Origin of the sequence: Bacillus sp. SIMBA_005 (genome assembly GCF_046535585.1) — a bacterium.
Classification (GTDB): Bacteria; Bacillota; Bacilli; order Bacillales; family Bacillaceae; genus Bacillus; species Bacillus pumilus.
In genome coordinates this window covers 1-253 of record NZ_JAWRWI010000801.1, presented here as the reverse complement: position 1 = coordinate 253, position 253 = coordinate 1, and the positions used below count along the sequence as shown (strand labels likewise).

1 pseudogene is annotated in these 253 nt (G+C 56.9%); it reads left to right on the top strand.

Features of this window, described 5'->3' with window-relative positions:
• Positions 1–71: 71 nt before the first annotated feature.
• A pseudogene (locus SB660_RS22285) lies at positions 72–253 on the top strand (hypothetical protein); the annotation flags it as partial.

Here is a 253-nt window from a genome sequence, read left to right as displayed (position 1 = left end):
CTCCGCGATGACATGCGCAAGCGCCTGGGGGACCCGCGCCAGTCGTCATATTACGAGGAGGTGGATCCGCGATGACGGAACAAAGAGAGAAGACCGTCGCACTGTCGTTGTCTGGTGTGACTCAGAAGTACGGATCAGTCACAGCCGTCAACGATGTTTCTCTGGAGGTCCGCGACGGAGAGTTTTTCACGCGCCTAGCACCGAGTTGCTCGGTAAACTTAACACTCCTCATGCTGACCGCACGCTTTCAGAG